Annotated in this window: 1 protein-coding gene; it reads left to right on the forward strand. The window is 62.9% G+C overall.

Features of this window, described 5'->3' with window-relative positions; translation table 11 throughout:
- Nucleotides 1-418 (forward strand): GNAT family N-acetyltransferase (locus tag EOA33_RS38505; protein ID WP_127407877.1); only part of this gene is annotated, 418 nt, incomplete at both ends.

A 418-nucleotide genomic window follows, 5' to 3' on the forward strand; every position in this document is an offset into this window, starting at 1 on the left:
ATGCCTTCCTCGACATGAAGGAGGTGCGCTTCCGCAAGATGGGCATCGCCAATGTGTTCGGCGAGCCGGAGGTCCGCGCCTTCTTCCGCACCCTGTTCACCGAAGCGCTGGCAGAGGGAAAACCGTCGTTTGTGTTGCATGGCCTGGAAGTCGCCGGCAAGCTGCGCGCCGTCACCGGATCGAGCCTCTCGGGCAAGCGCCTGATCTGCGAGTTCGGCGCGATCGCCGAGGACGATCTCGCCTTCACGAGCCCCGGCGATTTCCTGTTCTTCGACAACATCCAGGAAGCCTGCCAGGCCGGATTCGGCGTCTATGACTTCTCGGTCGGCGACGAACCCTACAAGCGGCTATGGTGCGATATTGAGACCCAGCATTTCGAGGTGCTGGTGCCGCTGACGCTGAAAGGCCGCGCGCTGGC

The sequence above is a fragment of the Mesorhizobium sp. M4A.F.Ca.ET.050.02.1.1 genome, assembly GCF_003997725.1.
In the GTDB taxonomy this organism is placed as follows: domain Bacteria; phylum Pseudomonadota; class Alphaproteobacteria; order Rhizobiales; family Rhizobiaceae; genus Mesorhizobium.